This is a genomic window from Streptomyces sp. NPDC050617 (assembly GCF_040654795.1).
Lineage (GTDB): Bacteria > Actinomycetota > Actinomycetes > Streptomycetales > Streptomycetaceae > Streptomyces.
Window position 1 is genome coordinate 225,400 of sequence record NZ_JBFAIS010000012.1, and the last position, 25,938, is coordinate 251,337.

Annotated in this window: 21 protein-coding genes; 14 read left to right on the forward strand and 7 right to left on the reverse strand. The window is 69.0% G+C overall.

Going from position 1 to position 25,938, the window contains the following annotated elements; genetic code table 11:
- Nucleotide 1: 1 nt before the first annotated feature.
- The 3 genes from glpK to AB0I49_RS18895 form a co-directional block, all read right to left on the reverse strand.
- Nucleotides 2–1,528 (reverse strand): glycerol kinase GlpK, encoded by a 1,527-nt coding sequence (gene glpK / locus AB0I49_RS18885; RefSeq protein WP_363228090.1) that lies wholly within the window; start codon nucleotides 1,526–1,528, stop codon nucleotides 2–4.
- 37 nt (nucleotides 1,529–1,565) lie between these two features.
- A complete protein-coding gene (locus AB0I49_RS18890) occupies nucleotides 1,566–2,351 on the reverse strand; it encodes an MIP/aquaporin family protein (protein WP_363228092.1) in 786 nt (261 codons plus the stop codon).
- A 293-nt stretch (nucleotides 2,352–2,644) separates the two neighbouring features.
- A complete protein-coding gene (locus AB0I49_RS18895; protein ID WP_363228093.1) occupies nucleotides 2,645–3,409 on the reverse strand; it encodes an IclR family transcriptional regulator in 765 nt (254 codons plus the stop codon).
- Between the two features lie 239 nt (nucleotides 3,410–3,648).
- On the opposite strand from AB0I49_RS18895, the gene metH reads away from it, so the two are divergent.
- The 3 genes from metH (at nucleotide 3,649) to AB0I49_RS18910 (ending at nucleotide 10,059) form a co-directional block, all read left to right on the forward strand.
- Nucleotides 3,649–7,179, forward strand: coding sequence for a methionine synthase (gene metH, locus AB0I49_RS18900; RefSeq protein ID WP_363228094.1), 3,531 nt, complete (start codon nucleotides 3,649–3,651; stop codon nucleotides 7,177–7,179).
- Between the two features lie 152 nt (nucleotides 7,180–7,331).
- Nucleotides 7,332–8,033: an HAD family phosphatase gene (locus tag AB0I49_RS18905; RefSeq protein ID WP_363228096.1), complete on the forward strand. Its 702-nt coding sequence runs from the start codon at nucleotides 7,332–7,334 to the stop codon at nucleotides 8,031–8,033.
- A gap of 427 nt (nucleotides 8,034–8,460) precedes the next feature.
- The gene (locus tag AB0I49_RS18910; RefSeq protein WP_363228098.1) at nucleotides 8,461–10,059 is read left to right on the forward strand and encodes an ABC transporter substrate-binding protein; all 1,599 of its coding nucleotides are present in this window, start codon (nucleotides 8,461–8,463) and stop codon (nucleotides 10,057–10,059) included.
- 86 nt (nucleotides 10,060–10,145) lie between these two features.
- On the opposite strand, the gene AB0I49_RS18915 is transcribed toward AB0I49_RS18910, so the two are convergent.
- Together AB0I49_RS18915 and AB0I49_RS18920 are read right to left on the reverse strand one after the other, a co-directional pair.
- Entirely contained in the window at nucleotides 10,146–10,817 is a 672-nt protein-coding gene (locus AB0I49_RS18915) for a response regulator transcription factor (protein ID WP_030879167.1), read from the reverse strand.
- 17 nt (nucleotides 10,818–10,834) lie between these two features.
- Nucleotides 10,835–11,866 carry a PD-(D/E)XK nuclease family protein gene (locus AB0I49_RS18920; RefSeq protein ID WP_363228099.1) on the reverse strand — a complete coding sequence of 344 codons (1,032 nt, stop codon included), beginning with the start codon at nucleotides 11,864–11,866 and terminating at the stop codon, nucleotides 10,835–10,837.
- A 125-nt stretch (nucleotides 11,867–11,991) separates the two neighbouring features.
- On the opposite strand from AB0I49_RS18920, the gene AB0I49_RS18925 reads away from it, so the two are divergent.
- The 3 genes from AB0I49_RS18925 (at nucleotide 11,992) to AB0I49_RS18935 (ending at nucleotide 15,021) form a co-directional block, all read left to right on the forward strand.
- A complete protein-coding gene (locus tag AB0I49_RS18925; RefSeq protein WP_363228100.1) occupies nucleotides 11,992–13,242 on the forward strand; it encodes a site-2 protease family protein in 1,251 nt (416 codons plus the stop codon).
- 83 nt (nucleotides 13,243–13,325) lie between these two features.
- Nucleotides 13,326–14,231, forward strand: a complete 906-nt coding sequence (locus tag AB0I49_RS18930; protein ID WP_363129551.1) for a tRNA (adenine-N1)-methyltransferase — start codon at nucleotides 13,326–13,328, stop codon at nucleotides 14,229–14,231.
- Nucleotides 14,232–14,424: 193 nt separating this feature from the next.
- Nucleotides 14,425–15,021: a hypothetical protein gene (locus AB0I49_RS18935; RefSeq protein WP_363228102.1), complete on the forward strand. Its 597-nt coding sequence runs from the start codon at nucleotides 14,425–14,427 to the stop codon at nucleotides 15,019–15,021.
- 64 nt (nucleotides 15,022–15,085) lie between these two features.
- On the opposite strand, the gene AB0I49_RS18940 is transcribed toward AB0I49_RS18935, so the two are convergent.
- Nucleotides 15,086–15,391, reverse strand: a complete 306-nt coding sequence (locus tag AB0I49_RS18940) for a ferredoxin (protein WP_363228103.1) — start codon at nucleotides 15,389–15,391, stop codon at nucleotides 15,086–15,088.
- A 254-nt stretch (nucleotides 15,392–15,645) separates the two neighbouring features.
- Here AB0I49_RS18940 and arc point away from each other — a divergent pair, with 254 nt between their 5' ends.
- The 6 genes from arc to prcA all read left to right on the forward strand — a co-directional run bounded on the left by arc (nucleotide 15,646) and on the right by prcA (nucleotide 21,868).
- A complete protein-coding gene (gene arc / locus AB0I49_RS18945; protein WP_363129554.1) occupies nucleotides 15,646–17,412 on the forward strand; it encodes a proteasome ATPase in 1,767 nt (588 codons plus the stop codon).
- Between the two features lie 367 nt (nucleotides 17,413–17,779).
- Complete coding sequence (gene dop, locus AB0I49_RS18950; protein ID WP_363228105.1) at nucleotides 17,780–19,291, forward strand: depupylase/deamidase Dop; 1,512 nt, start codon at nucleotides 17,780–17,782, stop codon at nucleotides 19,289–19,291.
- A gap of 130 nt (nucleotides 19,292–19,421) precedes the next feature.
- Entirely contained in the window at nucleotides 19,422–19,640 is a 219-nt protein-coding gene (locus AB0I49_RS18955) for a ubiquitin-like protein Pup (RefSeq protein ID WP_018848997.1), read from the forward strand.
- Between the two features lie 3 nt (nucleotides 19,641–19,643).
- Nucleotides 19,644–20,237, forward strand: coding sequence for an endonuclease VII domain-containing protein (locus tag AB0I49_RS18960; RefSeq protein ID WP_363228107.1), 594 nt, complete (start codon nucleotides 19,644–19,646; stop codon nucleotides 20,235–20,237).
- Nucleotides 20,189–21,034, forward strand: a complete 846-nt coding sequence (gene prcB / locus AB0I49_RS18965; RefSeq protein ID WP_363228108.1) for a proteasome subunit beta — start codon at nucleotides 20,189–20,191, stop codon at nucleotides 21,032–21,034. Before AB0I49_RS18960 ends, prcB begins: the two co-directional genes overlap by 49 nt.
- A 78-nt stretch (nucleotides 21,035–21,112) precedes the next feature.
- Nucleotides 21,113–21,868 carry a proteasome subunit alpha gene (prcA, locus tag AB0I49_RS18970; protein WP_363228110.1) on the forward strand — a complete coding sequence of 252 codons (756 nt, stop codon included), beginning with the start codon at nucleotides 21,113–21,115 and terminating at the stop codon, nucleotides 21,866–21,868.
- Between the two features lie 71 nt (nucleotides 21,869–21,939).
- Here prcA and AB0I49_RS18975 read toward each other — a convergent pair whose 3' ends face one another.
- Entirely contained in the window at nucleotides 21,940–22,923 is a 984-nt protein-coding gene (locus AB0I49_RS18975) for a LacI family DNA-binding transcriptional regulator (RefSeq protein ID WP_363228111.1), read from the reverse strand.
- A gap of 240 nt (nucleotides 22,924–23,163) precedes the next feature.
- Here AB0I49_RS18975 and AB0I49_RS18980 point away from each other — a divergent pair, with 240 nt between their 5' ends.
- Together AB0I49_RS18980 and pafA are read left to right on the forward strand one after the other, a co-directional pair.
- Nucleotides 23,164–24,423 carry an MFS transporter gene (locus AB0I49_RS18980; RefSeq protein WP_363228113.1) on the forward strand — a complete coding sequence of 420 codons (1,260 nt, stop codon included), beginning with the start codon at nucleotides 23,164–23,166 and terminating at the stop codon, nucleotides 24,421–24,423.
- 9 nt (nucleotides 24,424–24,432) lie between these two features.
- Complete coding sequence (gene pafA / locus AB0I49_RS18985; protein WP_030879208.1) at nucleotides 24,433–25,794, forward strand: Pup--protein ligase; 1,362 nt, start codon at nucleotides 24,433–24,435, stop codon at nucleotides 25,792–25,794.
- Nucleotides 25,795–25,938: the final 144 nt, after the last annotated feature.

Consider the following 25,938-nt stretch of genomic DNA (forward strand, 5'->3'; position numbering starts at 1 on the left):
ATTACTCCTCGTCCTCGATCCAGCCCATGGTCCGCTCGACGGCCTTGAGCCAGTTCTTGTACTCGCGGTCACGCGTGGCCGCGTCCATCCGGGGGGTCCACTCGGCGGCCCGGCGCCAGTTGGCGCGCAGGGCGGCGGTGTCCGGCCAGAAGCCGACGGCCAGGCCGGCGGCGTAGGCCGCGCCGAGGCAGGTGGTCTCGGCGACCATCGGGCGCACCACGGGGGCGTCCAGGAAGTCCGAGAGGGTCTGCATCAGCAGGTTGTTGGAGGTCATGCCGCCGTCGACCTTGAGCGAGGTCAGCTCGACGCCGGAGTCCTTGGTCATGGCGTCGGTGATCTCGCGGGTCTGCCAGGCGGTGGCCTCGAGCACGGCGCGGGCGATGTGCGCCTTGGTGACATAGCGGGTCAGGCCCGCGATGACGCCGCGTGCGTCGGAGCGCCAGTAGGGGGCGAAGAGGCCGGAGAAGGCGGGCACGAAGTACGCGCCGCCGTTGTCGTCGACCGAGCTGGCGAGCGTCTCGATCTCGGCCGCGCTCTTGATCAGGCCCATCTGGTCGCGCATCCACTGCACCAGGGAGCCGGTGACGGCGATCGAGCCCTCGAGGGCGTAGACCGGCTTCTCGGTGCCGATGCGGTAGCCGACGGTGGTCAGCAGCCCGTTGTAGGAGTTGACGGGCTCCTGGCCGGTGTTCATCAGCATGAAGGTGCCGGTGCCGTAGGTGGACTTGGCCTCGCCCTCGGAGAAGCAGGTCTGGCCGAACAGGGCCGCCTGCTGGTCGCCGAGCGCGGAGGCCACCGGCACGCCGTCGAGCGCGCCGCCCTTGGCGGTGCCGTACACCTCGGCGGAGGAGCGGATCTTGGGCAGCACCTCGGCCGGGATCTGCATGGAGGCGAGGATCTTCGGGTCCCACTCCAGGCCGCGCAGGTTCATCAGCATGGTGCGGGAGGCGTTGGTGACGTCGGTGACGTGCACGCCGCCGTCGGCGCCGCCGGTGAGGTTCCAGATGACCCAGGAGTCCATGGTGCCGAAGAGGATCTCGCCGCGCTCGGCGCGCTCGCGCAGGCCCTCGACGTTGTCGAGCATCCAGCGGATCTTGGGGCCGGCGAAGTAGCTGGCCAGCGGGAGGCCGGTCTCCCGGCGGAAGCGGTCCTGGCCGACGTTGCGGCCGAGCTCCTTGCAGAGCGCGTCGGTGCGGGTGTCCTGCCAGACGATGGCGTTGTGCACGGGCTCGCCGGTGGCCTTGTCCCACAGCAGCGTGGTCTCGCGCTGGTTGGTGATGCCGATGGCCTTGACGTCGGAGGCGGTGATGCCCGCCTTCTCGATGGCGCCGGCCACCACGTACTGGACGTTCTCCCAGATCTCGGCGGCGTCGTGCTCCACCCAGCCCGGCTTCGGGAAGATCTGCTCGTGTTCCTTCTGCTCGACGGCCACGATGCGGCCGTCCCGGTCGAAGACGATGCAGCGGCTGGAGGTGGTGCCCTGGTCGATCGCGGCGATGAACGGGCCGGTGGTGTGTGCGTCGGTCACGGTGTGCTCCTGGAAGTTCTGTGGTCTCGGCGGGGGCTCAGGCGAAGGCGAGCTGGTAGATGCCGCCGGCGAGGGCGCCGCCGAGCAGCGGGCCGACGACGGGGATCCAGGCGTAGCCCCAATCGGAGCCGCCCTTGTTGGGCAGCGGCAGCAAAGCGTGCACGATGCGGGGACCGAGGTCACGTACCGGGTTGATGGCGTAGCCGGTCGGACCGCCCAGCGAGAGGCCGATGCTGGTCACGACGAGCGCCGTCATGAGCACGCCGGTTCCGGAGACGCCCAGGCCCTTGGTGAGGCCCTGGGTGAGGATCGCGAGGACGAGCACGGTAGTGGCGATGATCTCGGTGGCGAGGTTCTGTACGACGTTGCGGACCTCGGGGCCGGTGGAGAAGATCCCGAGCACCGGGCCGGCCTTGGGGGAGGACGACTTGTCGACCATGCCCTCCTGGCCGGAGTGCTGGGCCAGGACCTCGGGGTCCGTCAGGTGGACCTTGAAGTGGCCGTAGTAGGTGATCCACATCAGCACCGCGCCGATCATGGCGCCGAGAATCTGGGAGCCGAAGTAGAGCGGTACGTCGCTCCACTTGGTCGTGCCCTCGATGGCCAGGCCGACCGTGACGGCCGGGTTGAGGTGGGCGCCGGACCGCTGGGCGATGTACGCGCCGGTCAGAACGGCGAAGCCCCACCCGAAGGCGATCGCGACCCAGCCGGCTTCGAAAGCCTTCGAGCGCTTGAGGGTGACAGCGGCGCAGACGCCGCCGCCGAGCAGAACCAGTACGGCGGTGCCGATGGTCTCGCCAGTGAAGATATCGGAGCTGGACACCAGTGACTCCTTTGTCCTTCGTCCAGATGGACACCGAGAAACGCCGTACCCCGGGTCCCTCCGGTGGTCCGCGCCCTCGGTGAGGGCGGTGGGTCGGCCCGCGGCAATGTCCACCATAGCGAATATTGTCGTTAGGTGTTCGACAATGCCGACCGACGAACGGCAGTTTTGTCCACTGCTAAGTGCCCGTCAAGAGTCATGTGACCGAAAACTCCCGGCCATGCGGGGGTAACTTTTCGGTCGAACGAGTGAGACGCGGGGTGTCGTAAAGCGTCAGGAACCGCACACAAGCGTCAGAAACGGCCCGCGCCGAGGTCGCGCGAGACGGCGCGGGCGCAGTCCCGCACGGCCGCGACCAGCTGCGCGCGCAGCTCGCCGCCCTCGCAGACCCGCTCCACCGCCCCGGTGATCCCGACCGCGCCCACCGGCGTCCGCCGCCGGTCGTGGATGGGGGCGGCCACCGAGGCGACGCCCTCCCAGGTCTCCTCCACGTCCGAGGCCCAGCCGCGGGCGCGGGTGAGGTCCAGCACGCCCTCGAAGTCGGCGAGGCCGGTGACGGTCCGCGACGTGAACGCCTCGCGCTCGGCCTCGATCGCCTCGCTGTGCGCCACCGGGTCGTACGCGGAGACCACCTTGCCCAGCGCCGTGCTGTGCAGCGGCTGCATCGCCCCCACCTCCAGCACCTGGCGGCTGTCGTCCGGCCGGAAGACGTGGTGGATGACCAGCACGCCCTGCTGGTGCAGCACGCCCAGATACACGCTCTCGCCGCTGGAGCGCGCCAGATCGTCCGCCCACACCAGGGCGCGGGCGCGCAGCTCGTGCACGTCGAGGAAGCTGTTGCCCAGCCGCAGCAGCTCCGCGCCGAGCTGATAGCGGCCCGAGGCCGGGTCCTGCTCGACGAAGCCCTCCTGCTGGAGGGTGCGCAGAATGCCGTGGGCGGTGCCCTTCGCGAGCCCCAGCGAGGACGCCACGTCGGACAGTCCGAGGCGCCGCTCGCCGCCGGCCAGCAGCCGCAGCATCGCCGCTGCCCGTTCCAGCGACTGGATGGTCCGAGCCACCGCGCAACCTCCCTCACATGCCGTTCGACAATGCTGAACACTATCGGTCGATGCCGACCCAGCGGTACCCGTCGAAGCCCCGCCGCCCATCTTCGCGCCGCCATGGAGCCGCCCGCCCCGGGGGCGTCCGCGTGGTGGGACGCACGTACCGCCCCTTGTGCTGCCCGCTACCCTGGCCGGGTGCGCCGTCCACCGGAAGGCGCAAAGCCGACAGCCGTCGCAACCCTGGGAGCAGTTCCATGGCCGTGAAATCGCCATCTTCCGCAAGCGCAGCCCGAGCAGCCGAACTCCGTGAGGCTCTCGCCTCGCGCGTGGTGGTGGCGGACGGGGCGATGGGCACGATGCTCCAGGCGCAGGACCCGAGTCTGGAGGACTTCCAGAACCTCGAGGGCTGCAACGAGATCCTGAACATCACCCGCCCGGACATCGTCCGTTCGGTGCACCAGGAGTACTTCGCCGTCGGCGTGGACTGCGTCGAGACCAACACCTTCGGCGCCAACCTCGCCGCCCTCGGCGAGTACGACATCCCCGAGCGCATCCACGAGCTCTCCGAGGCCGGCGCGCGCATCGCCCGCGAGGTCGCCGACGAGTTCGCCGCCGCCGACGGCCGCCCCCGCTGGGTGCTCGGCTCGGTCGGCCCCGGCACCAAGCTGCCGACGCTCGGCCACGCCCCGTACCCGGCGCTGCGCGACGCCTACCAGCGCAACGTCGAGGGCCTGATCGCGGGCGGCGCGGACGCCATCCTGGTGGAGACCACCCAGGACCTGCTCCAGACCAAGTCCTCGGTGATCGGCGCCCGCCGGGCGCTCGCGGCCACCGGCGCCGACCTGCCGCTGCTCGTCCAGGTGACCGTCGAGACCACCGGCACCATGCTGCTCGGCTCGGAGATCGGCGCGGCCCTCACCGCCCTGGAGCCCCTCGGCATCGACATGATCGGCCTGAACTGCGCCACCGGTCCCGCCGAGATGAGCGAGCACCTGCGCTACCTCTCCCGGCACGCCCGCACCCGCGTCTCCGCCATGCCCAACGCCGGCCTCCCGGTGCTCGGCAAGGACGGCGCGCACTACCCGCTCTCGCCCGGCGAGCTGGCCGACGCGCACGAGACCTTCGTCCGCGAGTACGGGCTGTCGCTGGTCGGCGGCTGCTGCGGCACCACCCCCGAGCACCTGCGGCAGGTCGTCGAGCGGGTCCGCGGCATGGAGCCCACCGTCCGCAGCCCCCGCCCCGAACCGGGCGCGGCCTCCCTCTACCAGACCGTGCCGTTCCGCCAGGACACCGCCTACCTCGCGATCGGCGAGCGCACCAACGCCAACGGCTCCAAGAAGTTCCGCGAGGCCATGCTGGCCGAGCGCTGGGACGACTGCGTGGAGATGGCCCGCGACCAGATCCGCGAGGGCGCGCACCTGCTCGACCTCTGCGTGGACTACGTGGGCCGGGACGGCGTCGCCGACATGTCGGAGATCGCCGGCCGCTTCGCCACCGCCTCCACCCTCCCCATCGTGCTGGACTCCACCGAGCCCGCGGTGCTCCAGGCCGGGCTGGAGAAGCTCGGCGGCCGGGCCGTCATCAACTCCGTCAACTACGAGGACGGCGACGGGCCCGAGTCGCGGTTCGCCCGCATCACCACGCTGGCGGCCGAGCACGGCGCCGCCCTCATCGCGCTGACCATCGACGAAAAGGGCCAGGCGCGCACCCCCGAGGAGAAGGTCGCCGTCGCGGAACGGCTCATCGCGGACCTCACCGGCAACTGGGGCATCCTGGAGCCGGACATCCTCATCGACTGCCTGACCTTCACGATCTGCACCGGCCAGGAGGAGTCCCGCAAGGACGGCATCGCCACCATCGAGGCGATCCGCGAGCTCAAGCGCCGCCACCCCGACGTGCAGACCACGCTCGGCCTGTCCAACATCTCCTTCGGCCTCAACCCGGCCGCCCGGATGGTGCTCAACTCCGTCTTCCTCGACGAGTGCGTCAAGGCCGGCCTGGACTCGGCGATCGTGCACGCCTCGAAGATCCTGCCGATCGCCCGGCTGGAGGACGAGCAGCGCCAGGTGGCCCTCGACCTGATCTACGACCGGCGGCGCCCCGCCGACGGCGACACGCCCGCCTACGACCCCCTCCAGCGGTTCCTGGAGCTCTTCGAGGGCGTCGACACGAAGTCGATGAAGGCCGGCAAGGCCGAGGAACTGCTCGCGCTGCCGCTGGACGAGCGGCTCCAGCGCCGCATCATCGACGGCGAGAAGAACGGGCTCGCCGCCGACCTCGACGAGGCGCTCGCCGACCGCCCCGCGCTGGAGATCGTCAACGACACGCTGCTGGCCGGCATGAAGGTCGTCGGCGAGCTGTTCGGCTCCGGCCAGATGCAGCTGCCGTTCGTCCTCCAGTCCGCCGAGGTCATGAAGACGGCCGTCGCCCACCTCGAACCGCACATGGAGAAGTCCGACGACGAGGGCAAGGGCACCATCGTGCTGGCCACCGTCCGCGGCGACGTCCACGACATCGGCAAGAACCTCGTCGACATCATCCTGTCCAACAACGGCTACAACGTCGTCAACCTCGGCATCAAACAGCCCGTCTCCGCGATCCTGGAGGCCGCCGAGGAGCACCGGGCCGACGTCATCGGCATGTCCGGGCTCCTGGTCAAATCCACGGTGATCATGAAGGAGAACCTGGAGGAGCTCAACCAGCGCAACATGGCCGCCGACTTCCCCGTCATCCTCGGCGGCGCCGCGCTCACCCGCGCCTACGTGGAACAGGACCTGCACGAGATCTACGAGGGAGAGGTCCGCTACGCCCGCGACGCCTTCGAAGGGCTGCGGCTGATGGACGCCCTCATCGCCGTCAAGCGCGGCGTCCCCGGCGCCACCCTCCCCGAACTCAAGCAGCGCCGCGTCCCGCAGCGCGAGACGCCCCTCCCGGAGGCCGAGGAGACGGACGAGGGGCCCGTACGCTCCGACACCGCGACCGACAACCCCGTCCCCGCCCCGCCCTTCTGGGGCACCCGGGTGATCAAGGGCATCGGCCTCAAGGATTACGCGTCCTGGCTGGACGAGGGCGCCCTGTTCAAGGGCCAGTGGGGCCTCAAGCAGGCCCGTACGGGCGACGGGCCCAGCTACGAGGAGCTGGTCGAGAGCGAGGGCCGGCCCCGGCTGCGCGGCTGGCTCGACAAGCTCCACACGGACAACCTCCTGGAAGCCGCCGTGGTCTACGGCTACTTCCCGTGCGTCTCCAAGGGCGACGACCTGATCGTGCTGCACGAGGACGGCTCCGAGCGCACCCGCTTCACCTTCCCGCGCCAGCGCCGCGGCCGCCGCCTCTGCCTGGCGGACTTCTTCCGGCCGCAGGAGTCGGGCGAGACGGACGTGGTCGGCTTCCAGGTCGTCACCGTCGGCTCGAAGATCGGCGAGGCCACCGCCGAGCTGTTCGGCTCCGACTCCTACCGCGACTACCTGGAGCTGCACGGCCTGTCCGTACAGCTGGCCGAGGCCCTCGCCGAGTACTGGCACGCGCGGGTACGGGCCGAGCTCGGCTTCGCCGGCGAGGACCCCGCCGAGGTCGAGGACATGTTCGCGCTCAAGTACCGCGGCGCGCGCTTCTCGCTGGGCTACGGCGCCTGCCCCGACCTGGAGGACCGGGCGAAGATCGCCGCGCTCCTGGAGCCCGAGCGGATCGGCGTCCAGCTCTCGGAGGAGTTCCAGCTCCACCCCGAGCAGTCCACGGACGCCATCGTCATCCACCACCCCCAGGCGAAGTACTTCAACGCACGCTGACCGCTCCCGGCGGCGGCCGGTAACCGCCCGCCGGGACGATCCACCGCGCGCCGCGGGCGCCCGACGTACACTTGTCGGTCCGGTAAAGGCCGGTCGTCTTCCCTCCGGGGACGGCGGCCGGCCTTCGCGTCCCTTCTGTGAGGTGTGTGCGGATGACCAGCAGCATCCCCGCCGTCGACACCCGTACGGCCGAAGACTCCGCCCTGCAGGCCGTGCTGCTCGACATGGACGGCACCCTGGTCGACACCGAGGGCTTCTGGTGGGACGTGGAAGTCGCGGTCTTCGCGGAGCTCGGGCACACGCTCCTCGACGAGTACCGCGAGGTCGTCGTCGGCGGCCCGATGACGCGCAGCGCCGCCTATCTGATCCAGGCCACCGGCGCCCGCATCGCCCTCGCCGAGCTGAGCGTGCTGCTCAACGCCCGGTTCGCCGAGACGATCACCGGCGGGGTGCCGCTGATGCCCGGCGCGCGCCGGCTGCTGACCGAGCTGGCCGCCCACCGGGTGCCGACCGCGCTGGTCTCCGCCTCGCACCGGCAGATCATCGACCGGGTGCTCGGCACCCTCGGGCCGGAGAACTTCACCCTGACGGTCGCCGGCGACGAGCTGAAGCGCACGAAGCCGCACCCGGACCCGTACCTGCTGGCCGCGGCCCGGCTCGGGGCGGACCCCGCGCGGTGCGCCGTGGTGGAGGACACCGCCACGGGCGTGGCGGCGGCGGAGGCGGCCGGCTGCCGGGTCGTGGCGGTGCCGTCGATCGCGCCGATCCCCGCGGCGGCCGGGCGCAGCGTCGTCGGCTCGCTGGAGGAAGTCGACCTGACTTATCTGCGGTCGCTGATTACAGCAATGCACTGAGTGTGCACTGAGCGTGGGACGCGTAATGCGCCGGGGAACGCTCGGCGCAGGCGTGCTTATTTTGCGTGACCCGCGTGGCGAATACGGCGTCCGAATTGCAGGACGCCGCAACCTCTTCGGGGGAGTGAGGTTTATCACGGGCGGCGGCGTCGACAAGGGGGTCGATGATCGCCGCGACACCCCCGCGGACCCGTCCTGACGCACCCTTGTGTCCCGATTGATGATCTCGCGTACGAATCGTTCCGGCGTCCGGATATCGGTGAATGGCGGCCCGTTATCGGGGCGTGATATCACCTCAACTCGGCCGCGTTCCAAAGTTGCTGGCCGCGCGCACTAATGTCTTCGCGAGAACTTCACCACTGACCCTGTGGCCAGCGCACCCGACGTCGGTATGGTCCCGGGATCGATCGCAGGGAGAGCCCCGACAATGAACCGCAAGACGCTGGTGCTGCCGACCGTGGTGGGCCTGTTGGCCCCTGTGCTCGTCGCCTGTGGCGGGTCCGACGGCGCCGGCAAGGATGGCGGGGCCATCGTCATCGGCAGCACGGACCGGTTCGAGCTGTCGAAGGACACCCCCGCGCCCTTCGACCCGGCCGAGGTCTACGACATCGCCGGCCTCACCGTGCTGCGCAGCACCTTCCAGACGCTGCTGCGACTGCCGCGCTCCGGCACCACCCCGGTCCCGGACGCCGCCGAGAAGTGCGGGTTCACCGACCGCAAGAGCGAGCAGTTCCGCTGCACGATGCGCGAGGGCCTGAAATTCTCCAACGGCCACGACCTCACCGCCAAGGACGTGAAGTTCTCCATCGACCGCGTCCGGAACATCAACTTCAAGAACGGCCCCGCCTCGCTGTTCGACAACGTCGACCGGGTGGAGACGCCCAACGACCAAGAGGTCGTCTTCCACCTCAAGACCCCCGACGCGACCTTCGCGCAGAAGATCTCCACGCCCGCCGGCGGCATCGTCGACAGCGAGGTCTACGACCCCAAGAAGGTCCGCGACGGCTACGACATCGTCGGCTCCGGCCCGTACACGCTGAAGGCCGACGCCACGGACGGCAAGGTCAACAAGGTCGTCTTCTCGAAGAACCCGCAGTACAAGGGCGGCCTGAAGCTCCAGAACAGCAAGGCCGAAATGCGCTTCTTCGCGAGCTCCAGCGCGATGGAGAAGGCCCTCAAGTCCGGCGACATCGACGTCATGAACCGCTCCATGGCGCCCGAGCAGATCACCCGGCTGCGCGCCTCCGCCTCCAAGGACATCAACATCGTCGAGTCGCCGGGGCAGGAGATCAGCTTCCTGGCCTTCAACACCAACGACCCGTCGGTGAAGAACAAGGCCGTCCGCCAGGCCATGGCGCAGATCATCGACCGGGACGCGCTCAGCCGCGACGACTACGGCCGTACGACCAAGCCGCTGTACTCCCTGGTCCCCAGCGGCATCACCAGCCACCAGAACTCCTTCTCCAACACGTACGGCGAGCCCAGCACCGACAAGGCGCGCACCATCCTCCAGAACGCGAACATCACCTCCCCGGTGCACGTCACCCTCACGTACACCACGGACCACTACGGTGAGGCGACCGCCAAGGAGTTCAAGAACCTCCAGGACCAGCTCAACGGCAGCAAGCTCTTCGACGTGAAGATCAAGGGCGTCGAATGGTCCAAGTTCCGCCCCGAGAGCATCAACGGCGAGTACGCCGTCTACGGCATGGGCTGGTTCCCCGACTTCCCGGACCCCGACAACTTCATCGCCCCGTTCTTCGGTGAGGGCAACTTCCTCAAGTCCCCCTACCGGAACAAGAAGATCACCGACAAGCTCATCCCGCAGACCCGGCAGGAAGCACGGCGCGACGAGGCCGCCACGATCTTCCAGCAGGCCCAGGACATCGTCGCCGACGACGTGCCGATCCTCCCGCTGTGGCAGGGCAAGCAGTACGTGGCCGCCCGCGAGAACATCACCGGCGTGGAGTGGGCGCTCAACTCCTCCTCGCAGATCCAGCCCTGGGAACTCGGCCGCGGCGTCTGACCCCCGAGCCGCCACACGACGAAGGCCGACGGCCCGCTTCCCGAAGGAAGCGGGCCGCCGGCCTCTTCTCGACCCCGCTGCCCCGCCTACTGCGAACCGGGGCGCACCAGCCCGCTCTCGTACGCGTAGACCGCCGCCTGCACCCGGTCCCGCAGCCCCAGCTTGGTCAGCACATGCCCCACATGCGTCTTGACCGTCGTCTCGCTCACGAACAGATCCGCGGCGATCTCCGCGTTCGACAGACCGCGCGCCACCAGCTTGAGCACCTCCACCTCGCGCTCGGTCAGCGTGTCCAGCGTGTCCGGGACCTTCTCCTCACCGGACGGCAGATGACCGGCGTACTTGTCCAGCAGCCGCCGCGTGATGCTCGGCGCCAGCATCGCCTCGCCGCCCGCCACCACCCGGATCGCCTGCACGAGCTCGTCGGCCGGCGCGTCCTTCAGCAGAAAGCCGCTCGCCCCCGCGCGCAGCGCCTCCACCACGTACTCATCGAGATCGAACGTGGTCAGCACCAGCACCTTCGCCGGACCGTCCCGGCCCGGACCCGTGATCTGCCGGGTCGCCTCCACACCGTCCATCCGAGGCATCCGGATATCCATCAGCACCACATCGGGCTGCAGCGCCCGCACCTGATCGAGCGCCTGGAGACCGTCGCCGGCCTCGCCGACGACCGCGAGATCCTGCTCGGCCTCCAAGATCATCCGGAAACCGGTGCGCAGCAGCGGCTGGTCGTCGACCAGCAGGACGCGGATAGCCACAGGGACTCTCTCCTTCGCTAGATCTGCCCCATTCTGCCTTGCGGCGCCTGCCCCGAAGCCACTGACCCGGCCTCCGCACCGCCCTCCCCGGCGCCGCCCACCGGCAGCGGACCGGCCTGCGGCCCGCCCTCCCCGGCACCGACCACCGGCAGCGGACCGGCCTGCGGCCCGCCCTCCCCGGCACCGACCACCGGCAGCGGATAAGGCGGCGGCGTCCCCCCGAACTCCGGACACACGGCCTGGTGATCACACCAACCGCACAACTTGCTCCGCCGCGGCCGCCAATCACCCGTCTCCGTCGCCAGCACGATCGCCTCCCACAAGGCGAGCAGCTTCCGCTCGACCGCCAGCAGATCCGCCTCGCTCGGGTCGTACGTCAGCACATCCCCACTGCCCAGATAGACCAACTGGAGCCGACGCGGCACCGAACCCCGCAGCCGCCACATCACCAGCGCGTAGAACGTCATCTGAAACAGCGGCTCCGACCGGAACTGCGGAGCCGGCGCCTTGCCCGTCTTGTAATCCACGAGCCGCACCTCCCCGCCCGGCGCGACATCGACCCGGTCGATGAAGCCCCGCAGCGCCAGCCCCGAATCCAGGACCGTCTCCACATACAGCTCCCGGTCGGCAGGCTCCAGCCGCGTCGGATCCTCCAACGTGAACCACCGGTCCACCAGCCGCTCCGCGTCACCCAGCCACCCGGCCAGCCGCTCACCCCCCGGATCGTCCTCGAACAGCTCCGCCAGCTCCGGCCGCCTCGCGAGCAGCTTCTCCCACTCACCCGGCACCATGGCCCGCGCACCCTCGGCCGTACGCTCCCCGGCCGGCGCGTCGAACAACCGCTCCAGCACCGCGTGCACCACCGTGCCCCGCGTCGCCGCGGCACTCGGACGCTCCGGCAACTTGTCGATCACCCGAAAGCGGTAGAGCAACGGGCACCGCATGAAATCGCCCGCCCGCGAGGGCGACAGCGCCGTGGGCCGTTCGGCTGACACGGCCCGGAGCCCGCTCGGCCGGGCCTGCGGAATCTTCTCGATGCTCGTTCCCATGCCGCCGACCCTACGGCCCCCCACCGACAACGAGCCGCATACCATCGACGGCAGACCGCCCCGCACTGCATGATCGTGGAAACGCACCACGCGGGTGCGGGGCAGAACGCCGACGAGGGGACACAGTGGAGAACAGCGGGCAGGGCCGGTCCGGCGGGGGAGCGGGCCCCCAGGCCGAGAAGCCCAAAGAGCCCGAAGGCCGCAAACCACGCCGCCCGCGCGAACAGGGCGGCGGCATCCTCATGGGCCGCCCCTTCGGCGTCCCCGTCTACGTCGCCCCCAGCTGGTTCCTCGTCGCCGCCCTCATCACCTGGGTCTTCGGCGGCCAGCTCGACCGCGTCCTGCCCGAACTCGGCCGCGCCCGATACCTCGTCTCACTCTTCTTCGCCGTCGCCTTCTACGCCTCCGTCCTCGTCCACGAGCTCGCCCACACCATCGCCGCGCTGCGCTTCAGACTCCCCGTCCGCCGCATCCAGCTCCAGTTCTTCGGCGGCGTCTCCGAGATCGAGAAGGACGCCGAGACCCCCGGCCGCGAATTCGTCCTCGCCTTCGTCGGCCCGCTGCTCTCCCTCGTCCTCGCCGGCGTCTTCTACCTCGGCATGCAGACCGTCCAGCCCGGCACCGTGCCCGGCGTACTGCTCGCCGGACTGATGATCTCCAACCTGATCGTCGCGATCTTCAACCTGCTCCCCGGCCTGCCGCTCGACGGCGGCCGAATGCTCCGCGCCGTCGTCTGGAAGATCACCGGCAACCCCATGAGCGGCACCGTCGCCGCCGCCTGGGTCGGCCGCGGCCTCGCCGTCGCCGTCCTCGTGGGCCTCCCGCTCCTCACCCAGGCCGGCAGCCTCGGCGACGGAAACGAAGGATTCGGCAGCGTCGACTCACTCACCGACGCCCTCCTCGCCGCCATCCTCGCCGCGATCATCTGGACCGGCGCCGGCAACAGCCTCCGCGTCGCCCGACTCCGCGAACGCCTCCCCGAACTCACCGTCCGCACCCTCACCCGGCGCGCCGTCCCCGTAGAACCCGCCACCCCCCTCTCCGAAGCGCTCCGCCGCGCCAACGACGCCGGAGCCCGCGCCCTCGTCGTCGTCGACACCGACGGCGCCCCCACCGCCGTCGTCCGCGAATCCGCCATCGTCGGCGTCCCCGAACACCGCCGCCCCTGGGTCGCCGTCAGCGGCCTCGCCCAAGACCTCAAGGACGGCATGCGGGTCTCCGCCGAGCTCGCCGGCGAAGAACTCCTCGACACCCTCCGCGCCACCCCCGCCACCGAATACCTGGTCATCGAGGAAACCGGCGAAATCTACGGCGTACTCGCCACCTCCGACGTCGAACGCGCCTTCGTCGCCGCCATGGCCCGCCCCCAGCAGTAGAGCCCCCGCCATACCCCAGGGATATGCCACAGGCTCCGGAGACCGCGGACATCACCGCCCGCCACCCCAGGTAGGCTGGTCACATGTCCGAACCGACCGGTGCCGCCCGCCGTCGCGGCCCCTTCCAGGTCGGGGACCAGGTCCAGCTCACCGACCCCAAGGGACGCCACTACACCTTCACGCTCGAAACCGGGAAGCAGTTCCACACCCACAAGGGTGCCTTCCCCCACGACGAGCTGATCGGTGCCCCCGAAGGCAGTGTTGTCCGAACCACGGGAAACGTCGCCTACCTCGCGCTGCGCCCCCTGCTCCCCGACTACGTCCTGTCCATGCCGCGCGGAGCCGCCGTCGTCTACCCCAAGGACGCGGGGCAGATACTGGCGATGGCCGACATCTTCCCCGGCGCCCGCGTCGTCGAGGCAGGCGTCGGCTCCGGCTCCCTGAGCAGCTTCCTGCTGCGCGCCATCGGCGACCAGGGCATGCTGCACTCCTACGAGCGCCGGGCCGACTTCGCCGAGATCGCCACCCAGAACGTGCAGCGCTACTTCGGCGCCCCGCACCCCGCCTGGACGCTCACCGTCGGCGACCTCCAGGACAACCTCTCCGACACCGAGGTCGACCGGGTCATCCTCGACATGCTCGCCCCCTGGGAATGCCTCGAAGTCGTCTCCAAGGCCCTCGTCCCCGGCGGCATCCTCTGCGCCTACGTGGCCACCACCACGCAGCTCGCCCGCACCGTCGAGGCCATCCGCGAACACGGCACCTTCAACGAACCCTCCGCCTGGGAGACCATGGTCCGCACCTGGCACGTCGAAGGCCTCGCCGTACGCCCCGACCACCGCATGATCGGACACACCGGCTTCCTCCTCACCGCCCGCCGCCTCGCCGACGGCGTCGAACCGCCCCTGCGCCGCCGCCGCCCCGCCAAGGGCGCCTACGGCGACGACTACACCGGCCCCGGAAGCCAGAGCGGCTCCGCCGAACGCTGACCCCGGCCTCCCGGCCGCACGCACCACAGGCCCCGCCGCCCGAATCCGCCCAACGGAACTCGGCGGCGGGGCCCACGCGTTGAAAGACCACCAGCCGCACCGGCAGCACCGGACTCCGGTGCTGCCACGCCCCCACCCATATGGCACGATGCTGCACACCCCGACGGCACAGCTCTCACAGGAGTCCCCCCGCGTGCAGCCCCTGGCAGGCACTGGGCCCTTCCCCGCGCCCGGCACCGACCCCTCCCACGCCCGTACCCGCCCCGTGCACTGGATAGCGACCGCCGCCGCGCTCGCCCTCGTCGTCGCCGGCGCGGCCCTCGTCCAGCCCGCGGACGCCACGGCTACCACCACCGCACCACGCTCCGGTACGCCCTCCGGCGGAGCACCCGATGCGCACGCGGCACGGTATCCGCTCGACTGCGGCCGGACGGAGGTGGACGTCGTGGAGAAGGGCTCCGCCGACTTCGACGGCGACGGACGACCCGAGACGGTCGCCGTGGTGCGCTGCCACGCCGAGGCGGGCACCCCGCCCAGCGGTGTGTACGTACTCACACCCCCGGCCGCGCGAGGCGGGCGCCCCAAGGTCGCGGCGACGCTCCTCGACCCCGCGCAGCGGATGAGCGTCATGGACTTCCGCGTGTCGGACGCCGCCGTCTCGGCGACCCTGCTCGGCTACTCCTCGAAGGACGTGCCGCGTTGCTGCCCCGACAAGCAGCGAGAGGTCAAGTGGCGGTGGACGGACGGGAAGTTCGCCCTCACCGCGCTGCCCGCGCCCGGCAGCGTCTGACAGCCGCGAACCAGCCGACCACAAGGAGTAATCGCCGGTCACGCGGCGTGTTCGCGTGCGCCCTTTAGTCGGCGTCGGGCCCGTAAACCTCGACCCGGTCCGCGACCCGGCGCACATGGATGCAGTCCCCGGGGCACTCCTTCGCCGAGTCCCGCACATCGTTCAGCAGCGGCAGCGGCACCCGCGTCGTCGCCCCCTTGTCCTGGAGCAGCTCGTCGTCCGCGCTCTTGACATACGCGAGACCGTCGATGTCGAGCTCGAAGACCTCCGGAGCGTACTGCGCGCAGATCCCGTCGCCGGTGCACAGATCCTGATCGATCCAGACCTCAAGATCCTCGGTGCTTTCCCGGGCCTCGTCCTGCACGGTCATCTCGCCTGCCGTTTCCTGCGTCGCGCGTCAAATTCTTGCGGTAAGTCGTGCCAGCCCTGACGGGTGTTGACCGACTCGACGATACAACCGCCCGCTTTCCGATGTTGTTGGGTGGGTATTCCCCTCAGGTAAGGACGTGCGCAAGGGTGAAGATCGGACACACCCCGACCGGGTTTGTGATCTAGGGGTTTCAACCTGCACCGGCCCAGGTAGGGTCAGGAAGCGTCCAGCTCCCCTTGGAGGAGGTGAGGACCGTGGCAGCCCACGACGACGACATCAACCGCGGCATCCGGCCGGGGCGAGGGTCTGAGGACCCCGCCGGTCAGGTTGCCTATCTTGAGCAGGAGATCGCCGTCCTGCGGCGCAAGCTCGCCGACTCGCCGCGTCACACGAGGATTCTCGAAGAGCGGATCGTCGAGCTGCAGACCAACCTGGCCGGAGTGTCCGCTCAGAACGAGCGGCTCGCCAATACACTCCGTGAGGCCCGCGACCAGATCGTGGCCCTCAAGGAGGAGGTCGACCGGCTCGCGCAGCCGCCGGCCGGCTTCGGGGTCTTCCTGCAGGCGAACGAGGACGGTACGGCCGACATCTTCACCGGCGGCCGCAAACTCCGCGTGAATGTCAGCCCGAGCGTCGAACTCGAAGAGCTCAGGCGTGGCCAGGAGGTCATGCTCAACGAGGCGCTCAATGTGGTCGAAGCCATGGAGTTCGAGAGCGCCGGGGACATCGTCACCCTCAAGGAAATCCTCGAGGACGGCGAGCGGGCCCTGGTCATCGGGCACACCGACGAGGAGCGGGTGGTGAGGCTCGCCGAGCCGCTGCTGGACATCACCATCCGACCCGGCGACGCACTGCTGCTCGAACCCCGATCCGGCTACGTCTACGAAGTCATCCCGAAGAGCGAAGTCGAGGAACTCGTCCTCGAAGAGGTCCCGGACATCGACTACACGAAGATCGGCGGCCTGGGCAACCAGATCGAGCTGATCCGCGACGCCGTCGAACTCCCCTACCTCTACCCCGACCTCTTCAAAGAACACGAACTACGGCCGCCCAAGGGCGTACTGCTCTACGGCCCCCCCGGCTGCGGCAAGACCCTCATCGCCAAAGCCGTCGCCAACTCCCTCGCCAAAAAAGTCGCCGAAGTCACCGGCAAGCCCGCGGGGAAGAGCTTCTTCCTCAACATCAAGGGCCCCGAACTGCTCAACAAGTACGTCGGCGAAACCGAACGGCACATCCGCCTCGTCTTCCAGCGCGCCAGGGAGAAGGCCAGCGAAGGCACCCCGGTCATCATCTTCTTCGACGAGATGGAGTCGCTCTTCCGCACCCGCGGCTCCGGCGTCAGCTCGGACGTGGAGAACACCATCGTCCCCCAGCTGCTCGCCGAGATCGACGGCGTCGAAGGCCTGGAGAACGTCATCGTCATCGGCGCCTCCAACCGCGAAGACATGATCGACCCCGCGATCCTGCGCCCCGGCCGACTCGACGTGAAGATCAAGATCGAGCGCCCCGACGCCGAGGCCGCCAAGGACATCTTCACGAAGTACCTGACCCCGACCCTGCCGATCCACACGGACGACCTCGCCGAACACAGCGGCTCGGGCGCCTCCGCCGTCTCCGGCATGATCCAGTCGGTCGTCGAGCAGATGTACGCGGAATCCGAGGAGAACCGCTTCCTGGAGGTCACCTACGCCAACGGCGACAAGGAAGTCCTCTACTTCAAGGACTTCAACTCCGGAGCGATGATCCAGAACATCGTGGACCGAGCCAAGAAAATGGCGATCAAGGCATTCCTCGACCACAACCAGAAGGGCATCCGCGTCGCCCACCTGCTCGCCGCCTGCGTGGACGAGTTCAAGGAGAACGAGGACCTGCCCAACACCACCAACCCGGACGACTGGGCCCGCATCTCCGGAAAGAAGGGCGAGCGGATCGTCTTCATCCGCACCCTCGTCACCGGAAAGCAGGGCGCGGACACCGGCCGCTCCATCGACACAGTGGCCAATACCGGCCAGTACCTGTAACACCGCCGTCCGGCTGCGGATGTCCTGCACGGGGCGTCCGCGGCCGGACGTATTTTTCGCCTCAACCAATCCCGACCCATACCCACGGGCGCCGACGGACCCCACAGCGGTTCCGCGACATAATTCAACCCAATCCCACGAACCGCACCGAACGTCAACGAAGCAGCCGCAGCGAAAACCGGACGCCCGCCGACAGGCCGGGCCCGAGCAAAGACTGTAATGATCTCCCCACCACAGCAAAGCCGTTCTAGGCTCTGCGGTACCGCCGCGAAGCACAGTGGGGGATCGGGACCGCACACGGACCGGAAGCGCAGCGGTACTTGAGCGCCTACCCCATCCGGGGGCGCCGCCGGGCAAGGAGGGCCGCATGACCGTACGGCGAGTAATGGGCATCGAGACGGAGTACGGGATCTCCGTCCCCGGCCACCCGAACGCCAATGCCATGCTCACCTCATCCCAGGTAGTCAACGCCTACGCGGCGGCGATGCACCGGGCGCGACGAGCCCGCTGGGACTTCGAGGAGGAGAACCCGCTGCGAGACGCCCGCGGCTTCGACCTCGCGCGCGAATCCGCCGACTCCAGCCAGCTGACCGACGAGGACATCGGCCTCGCCAACGTCATCCTCACCAACGGCGCGCGGCTGTACGTGGACCACGCCCACCCCGAATACAGCTCCCCCGAGGTCACCAACCCCCGCGACGCCGTCCTCTGGGACAAAGCCGGAGAACGCATCATGGCGGAAGCCGCCGAGCGCGCGGCCGGCCTCCCCGGCGCCCAGCCCATCCACCTCTACAAGAACAACACCGACAACAAAGGCGCCTCCTACGGCACACACGAGAACTACCTGATGAAGCGGGACACCCCCTTCTCGGACATCGTGCGCCACCTGACACCGTTCTTCGTCTCCCGCCAGGTCGTCACCGGCGCCGGACGCGTCGGCGTCGGCCAGGACGGCCACGAACAGGGATTCCAGCTCAGCCAGCGCGCCGACTACTTCGAAGTCGAGGTCGGCCTGGAGACCACCCTCAAACGCCCCATCATCAACACCCGCGACGAGCCGCACGCCGACGCCGAGCGCTACCGCCGACTGCACGTCATCATCGGCGACGCCAACCTCTCCGAGATCTCCACCTACCTCAAGCTCGGCACCACCGCACTCGTCCTGTCGATGATCGAAGACGGCTTCATCGCCGCCGACCTCGCCATCGACCAGCCCGTACGCACCCTCCACCAGGTCTCGCACGACACCTCCCTGCAACACCTGATCACGCTGCGCAGCGGCCGGACGCTCACCGCCGTACAGCTCCAAATGGAGTACTTCGAGCTGGCCCGCAAATACGTCGAGGACCGCTACGGCGTGGACGCCGACGAGCAGACCAGGGACGTCCTCACCCGCTGGGAGGACGTGCTGAACCGGCTGGAGCACGACCCCATGAGCCTGGCGGGCGAGCTGGACTGGGTCGCCAAGCGCGAGCTCCTGGAGGGCTACCGCCGCCGCGACGGCCTGGACTGGGACGCCGCCCGGCTGCAGCTGGTGGACCTCCAGTACGCGGACGTACGGCCCGACAAGGGCCTCTACAACCGCCTCGCGGCACGCGGCAGGATGAAGCGGCTGCTGGACGAGGGCGACGTCGAGAGGGCCCGTACGAAGCCGCCGGAGGACACCCGCGCGTACTTCCGCGGCCGCTGCCTGGAGCAGTACGCCGACGACGTCGCCGCGGCCTCCTGGGACTCGGTCATCTTCGACCTCCCCGGCCGCGACTCCCTCCAGCGTGTTCCCACCCTGGAGCCCCTGCGCGGCACCCGCAACCACGTCAAGGAGCTCCTGGACCGGTGCCGCACGGCGGAGGACCTCGTCCGGGTGCTGTCCGGGGGCTGAACCGGGGCTGAAAAGGCCGGCGTATGGGAATCATCGAGGTGGTTCCCGGACGTTGGGGAAGTAAAGGGCCAATGTCGGACCCTGCTTGTAGGGTCTGATCAAGTGCATCGAACCGAGCGGGGTGAGGTAGATGGCGACCAAGGACACCGGCGGCGGACAGCAGAAGGCGACGCGTTCCACCGAGGAGGTCGAGGAGCAGGCGCAGGACGCGCAGGCTGCGGAGGACCTCAAGGAGCGGCAGGAGAAGCTGTCGGACGACGTGGACTCCGTCCTGGACGAAATCGACGACGTCTTGGAGGAAAATGCCGAGGATTTCGTCCGGAGTTTTGTACAAAAGGGCGGACAGTGAGGAATGTCCGAATTCGGCGTCGGGAGGAAATGCTCGGCCTGTCAGCAGACACTCCCTGCCAGCGCATTCGCGGCTAATAGGTCGCGGCCGGACGGCCTCCAGGCCAATTGCCGTGAATGCGCGGCTGAGTACTACAAGCGACGCCAGGAAGCTCGCGGCAAGACTGTCCGCGAGAAAGTGGATGTGACCGACGGGTGCAAGCTCTGTCGCTCTTGCGGCGAGATCAAGCCCCACAGCGAGTGGCACCGCAACGCGACTGCCTCGGACGGCCTGTCGACGCGCTGCAAGGCGTGTCGGGCCGTTCAGGGGCGGGAAGCACACCTGAAGCGTCAGTACGGCATGACCGAGGCGGAGCGTGACGAGATAATCGCCTCCCAAATGGGAATCTGCGTGATCTGTCTCAATGCTCCAGCCGTGCATGTGGATCACTGCCATCAGACGGGTAAGGTCCGTGGCGTACTGTGCTTCAACTGCAATTCGGCCATCGGCAAGTTGGGAGACGATCCCGACACCTTGCGTCGGGCCATCGCATACCTGGAAGGAAACGCGTGGAAGCCAACACTCGTAGCTCAGGGCGTCTACCGGCTGCCTTCCTGACGCCTGGCTCGTCCTCGTTCATGGATTTCCTGACCGAGCACTCTCCGGAGCTGCTGCCGGGGAACCGGGAGCTGCCGGCCGTGCAGGGGGCCGTCGAGTTGCCGCATGGCACGACCATCGTGGGTGCGACGTTCCCCGGCGGTGTGGTGCTCGCCGGTGACCGGCGGGCGACGATGGGCAATATCATCGCGCAGCGCGACGTGCAGAAGGTCTTCCCGGCCGACGAGTACTCGGCCGTCGGCATCGCCGGTACGGCCGGGCTGGCTGTGGAGATGGTCAAGCTCTTCCAGCTGGAGCTGGAGCACTTCGAGAAGGTGGAGGGTGCGACTCTTTCGTTGGAGGGCAAGGCCAACCGTCTCTCGACCATGATCCGCAGCAATCTCGGCATGGCTATGCAGGGCCTCGCCGTGGTGCCGCTCTTCGCGGGCTGGGATGTGGGCCGTGGGAAGGGCCGGATCTTCTCCTACGACGTCACCGGCGGGCGCTCCGAGGAGTACGGTTTCGCGGCGATCGGCTCGGGCTCGGTGTTCGCGCGGGGCGCGCTGAAGAAGCTCTACCGGGACAACCTGACGGAGAGCCAGGCCATCACGCTCGTCACTCAGGCGCTGTACGACGCCGCCGATGACGATTCGGCGACCGGTGGGCCGGATCTGGCGCGTCGCATCTACCCCGTTCTCACCGTGATCACTGACGAGGGGTTCCGGAGGCTGACCGAGGGGGAGGCGTCCGAGGCCGTCCGTGCGATCCATGAGCAGCGGCTGCAGGAGCCGGACGGCCCGCGGGCCGGGCTGCTCTAGTCTCGCGGATCTGCCCGCATGTTCCCCCGCCGCCGCTGGGCGGTATCCCAGCCACTGACAGAAAGGGACGGATAGCCGGTGTCGACGCCGTTCTATGTCTCACCCCAGCAGGCCATGGCCGACCGCGCCGAGTACGCCCGCAAGGGCATTGCGCGCGGCCGCAGCGTTGTCGTGCTCCAGTATGCCGACGGCATTGTCTTCGTCGCCGAGAACCCGTCCCGTGCGCTGCACAAGGTCAGCGAGATCTATGACCGGATCGCTTTCGCGGCGGTCGGCAAGTACAACGAGTTCGAGAATCTGCGGATCGCCGGTGTGCGCTATGCGGATCTGCGCGGCTATACGTATGACCGGCACGATGTGACGGCCCGTGGTCTCGCCAATGTGTATGCCCAGGCTCTGGGCACCATTTTCTCCAGTGCGGCCGAGAAGCCGTATGAGGTCGAGCTGATTGTCGCGGAGGCCGGGGAGGGGCCGGAGGATGATCAGATCTACCGGTTGCCGCATGATGGTTCGATCGTGGACGAGCATGGTTCGGTCGCGGTCGGCGGGAACGCGGATCAGATCAGCAGTTATCTCGATCAGCGTCATGTGGACGGTATGACGCTGGGTGAGGCGCTGAAGCTCGCTGTGGAGTCTCTGTCGCGTGACAACAACGGTGGGGAGCGCACGCTTACCGCCGAGCAGCTGGAAGTGGCGATCTTGGATCGTACGCGGCCGCAGCAGCGGAAGTTCAAGCGGTTGCTGGGTGGTCAGTTGACGCGGTTGCTGGCGGATGGTGAGGGTTCCGTCGCGGAGTCCGATGATGCCGCGGAGGGTTCGGACGCCGAGGAGTAGCAGTAGCCGGCGGCTGTCGGTTGTTCGTGCCCGTGGCGGGCTGTGCGGTCTGTCACGGGCACGTTGTTTTTTTACGCGTCGGCCCGTGGTGCGGCGGTGGAGTCGCGTACGACCAGTTCGCCGTGGAGTTCTGTCGGTTCGGGTGTGTGGCCGTCGAGTACTGCGATGAGGGCTTTCATGCCGGCCTCGCCGACTGCTTCGGCGGGTAGCCGTACTGTCGTCAGTTCGGGTTCGACGGCGGTTGCCAGGGAGAGGTCGTCGAAGCCGGTCACCGACACGTCGTCCGGGACGCGCAGTCCGAGTCGGCGGGCGGCTTTGCAGGCGCCTGCCGCCAGTAGGTCGTCGTCGCAGACCAGTGCGGTCGGCCGTGGTCCGGGTCCGCTGAGGGCGCGTTCGGCGGCGAGTCGGCCCTGCGCGACGCCGAGGGCCGCGGGTTCGGTTCGTACGGTGGCGTCCGGGGTGCGGTGGAGGGTGGCGGCGAGGGCTTCGGCGCGTACGGCGAAGGTCCAGGAGTCGATGCGGGCCGCGATGTGTGCGAAGCGGCGGTGGCCGAGGGTGAGCAGGTGTTCGGCCACGTGTCGCATGCCGGCGGCGATGTCGAGGTTGACGGTGGCGGCGGAGTCGGAGCGCAGTGGGTCGCTGTCGAGCATGACGAGTGGCAGTCCGCCGTCGCGGATGGCGGTCAGTGCGTCCGCGGCCATGGAGGAGGCGATCACTCCGTCGACGGCGGCGCGTGCGGAGTCGAAGGGGTCGCGGGCGGGGCCGATGCCGTCGGGTGAGGGGTAGAGCAGGACGCCGACGCTGTGTTGGCGGGCGGCGCGGGCGGCGCCGGCGTGGACGCGGGCGAAGAATTCGTTGGTGAGGGCGGGGACGACGAGGAGCACGGTTCTGGTGCGGCCGAGTCGGAGGTTGCGTGCGGCGAGGTTGGGGCGGTAGCCGAGTTCGCGGGCTGATGCGCGTACGGATGCGGCTGTGCGTTCGGAGACGCGGCCGCGCCATTTGTCGCCGAGGACGAGGGAGACGGTGGCTTGTGAGACGCCGGCGGCGCGTGCCACGTCGCGGCTGGTGGTGCGGTCGCCGGTGGGTCGGGGGGCGGTGGTCGGGGGGTTTGTCGCCTGGTCGCCGTGGCTGTGTGGTGCGCCGCCCTCGCCTATCACTGATGCCGCTCCTCTGTTCCCGTTCGGTCCGTTTGGGACTCTATCGGGGTGGACCGGCGGTCGGTGCTCATGATAGGTGTAGCCCCGCACATTATACGTAACACCTCGGGAGTGGACCGGGGCGCGAAGGGGCGGGCGATGGCTGCGGGCTATGGGGATCTGCTGCGGACGCGGCATGCTGCGCGGCTGCTGTGCGGCACGCTCGTGGGGCGGTTGCCGAACGCCACGGCCACGTTGGCGATCGTGTTGTTCGCGCGTGCCGAGGGCGGTGGTTACGGCTTGGCGGGGGCGCTGACGGCTGTCTACGGGGTGGGGAACGCCGTCGGTCAGCCGCTGCTGGGCCGGGCCGTGGATCTGTACGGGCAGCCCAGGGTGATGCTTCCCGCCTCGGTGCTCTCCGCGCTGTGCGTGGCCGTGTTCACGGCTTGCGGGTTGAGTCCGCTGCCGGTGGTGTTCGCCGCGATGCTTCTCGCGGGGTTCTTCACGCCGCCGTTGGAGGGCGGGCTGCGTGCGCTGTGGCCGAGTGTCCTGAAGCGGGATGACCGTATTCACGCCGCGTACGCGCTGGACGCGGTGGCGCAGGAGGTGATGTTCGCGGTGGGGCCGTTGCTGGTGACGCTGCTGGTGGCGGCCTGGTCGCCGGCGGCGGCGCTGCTGGTGGTCAACGCGCTGGGGGTCGCGGGCGCGTTGTCCGTGGTGGTGTCGCCGCCGTCGCGGCGGTGGCGCAGTGCGCCGCGCGAGGCGCACTGGCTCGGTGCGCTGCGTTCGCCGGGGCTCCTTGTGCTGCTGGGGTCGTTCTTCTTCGTCGGTGTCGCGCTCGGGTCGATAGCGGTGGCGGCGGTTTCGTACGCGGAGGGGCATGGCGGCGGGCTGGTGGCCAGTTATCTGCTGTCCGGGCTGGGTGTCGGTGCGCTGGTCGGCGGTGTGGTGTATGGGGCGCGGCAGTGGCCGGGGGCTCCGGAGGGCCGGTTGCGGCTGTTGGTGGCGGCGTTGGCCGTCGGTTATCTGCCGCTGGCGCTGGTGCCGGGGGTTGTCGCGATGACGGCGTTGACGGTGTTGGCGGGCGTGTTTCTGGCGCCGGCGCTGGCGTGTGCGTTCGTCGTCGTGGATCGGCACGCGCCGCGTGGCACGGTTACGGAGGCGTTCTCGTGGCTGGTGACGAGTTTCGGGGTGGGGGCGGCGATCGGCGGGGCGGTGGTGGGGCCGGCTGTGGAGCGGGGCGGGGCCGGGGCGGGGTTCTCGGTCGCGGGCTTCGGGGGGTGTGCGGCGTTGGCGGTGCTTGTCGTGGCCCGGCGCTTCCTTCCGGCCGTCGGTGGTCTTCCGGTAGTTGAACGGGGGGCGGAAAATGATCGAAACGCAGTTGTCGAACCCGGTTTCAGAGCTGGCCGTCAGGCGTAATGTTCAGTCATGGACCGCCGCATTTTCGGGCTGGAGAACGAGTACGGCGTCACGTGCACGTTCAGGGGACAGCGCCGACTGTCACCTGACGAAGTGGCGCGCTACCTCTTCCGCCGAGTTGTCTCCTGGGGCCGCAGCAGCAATGTCTTCCTGCGGAACGGCGCCCGTCTGTACCTCGATGTGGGCTCGCACCCGGAATACGCGACTCCCGAGTGCGACAATGTGACCGAGCTCGTCACCCACGACAAGGCGGGTGAGCGCATTCTCGAAGGGCTGCTCGTCGATGCCGAACGCCGCCTGCACGAGGAGGGGATCGCGGGCGACGTCTATCTCTTCAAGAACAACACCGACTCGGCGGGCAACTCCTACGGCTGCCACGAGAACTACCTGGTCGCGCGGCACGGGGAGTTCTCCCGGCTCGCGGACATCCTCATTCCGTTCCTCGTCACGCGGCAGTTGCTGTGCGGCGCGGGCAAGGTGCTCCAGACGCCGCGCGGCGCGGTCTACTGCGTCAGTCAGCGGGCGGAGCACATCTGGGAGGGTGTCAGTTCCGCGACGACCCGTTCGCGCCCCATCATCAACACGCGTGATGAGCCGCATGCCGACGCGGAGCGTTATCGCCGGCTGCATGTCATCGTCGGCGACTCCAACATGTCCGAGACGACCATGCTCCTGAAGGTCGGTGCGACGGATCTCGTGCTGCGCATGATCGAGGCGGGCACGGTGATGCGCGATCTCACTCTGGAGAACCCGATCCGGGCCATCCGGGAGGTCAGTCACGACATCACGGGGCAGCGCAAGGTGCGCCTCGCCAGCGGGCGGGAGGCGTCCGCGCTCGACGTCCAGCGCGAGTACTACGAGAAGGCCGTCGACTTCTGCGAGCGCCGCGGGATTCGTACGGGCACGGTGGAGCGGGTCCTGGAGCTGTGGGGCCGGACCCTGGACGCCATCCAGGAGGAGGATCTGGACCGGATCTCCACGGAGATCGACTGGGTGATGAAGTACCAGCTGATCGAGCGCTACCGCGCGAAGAACAACATCACCATGTCGCATCCGCGGGTGGCCCAGATAGATCTCGCGTACCACGACATCCACCGTCGTCGGGGCCTGTACTACCTGATGGAGCGGCGTGGCCAGGCGGCTCGGGTGTGCGACGACTTGAAGATCTTCGAGGGCAAGTCCGTGCCTCCGCAGACCACTCGCGCGCGGCTGCGCGGGGACTTCATCCGCCGTGCGCAGGAGCAGCGCCGGGACTTCACCGTCGACTGGGTGCATCTCAAGCTCAATGACCAGGCGCAGCGCACGGTGCTGTGCAAGGACCCCTTCCGGTCGGTGGACGACCGGGTGGAGAAGCTCATCGCCGGGATGTGAGCCTCCAGATGTGAGCCCGGAGCTGTGTGCGGGCTGTGTGAAGGCCGTGCCGGGGCTGTGCGCCGGTGTCCGATCGGCCGGGCGGCCGTGCGCCGGTCCGGTACGTCCGCGACGCTGATCACCTACGGGCCGTCCGTGCCCGTA